The 446-nt window shown below is 74.2% G+C and carries 1 pseudogene; it reads right to left on the bottom strand.

From position 1 onward, the window contains the following. Nucleotides 1-128: 128 nt before the first annotated feature. Nucleotides 129-446: pseudogene (locus ACQRCA_RS08480) on the bottom strand (IS21 family transposase); the annotation flags it as partial.

Raw genomic sequence — 446 nt, 5'->3', positions numbered from 1 at the left:
CCGCCTCGAGGTAGCCCGCCAGGTACTCCACCTGTTTCGGGGTGCCGAGCCTCGACCACTCCTCCAGGACGGCGGTGGTGAGCGAGCACGACCGCCCGGCCTCCACGACCCTGCGGGCCAGCTCCTCGCTAGCGGCCATCGGCGACCGCCCCCTTCAGGAACCCGTCGTAGACCGACAGGTCGGCCCCGCCGGCCTCGCCGCCGCCTCCCGCGATGCGCCTCGCCAGCACGTCGACCGTGGCGTCGTCGGGGACGCGGCCGCCCTCGACGACCCTGAGCGCCGCCTCGCATGCCGCCTCGAAGCCCGAGGACTCGCTCGCCCGGCCGATCGACCTGAGCGTGCGCCTCCTGCCGGCGGAGTCCATCCGGTCGATCCCCTCGACGAGCCCCGGCGGCATGTCGCGCCTGATCGTCGACTCCCCGAAGGCCCTCGGCCTGGCGATGAT

It is taken from the genome of Collinsella sp. SGI.095 (assembly GCF_050314535.1).
In the GTDB taxonomy this organism is placed as follows: Bacteria; Actinomycetota; Coriobacteriia; order Coriobacteriales; family Coriobacteriaceae; genus Collinsella.
The sequence above is the reverse complement of the archived record's forward strand: the minus strand, read 5'-3'. Positions and strand labels throughout refer to the sequence as shown.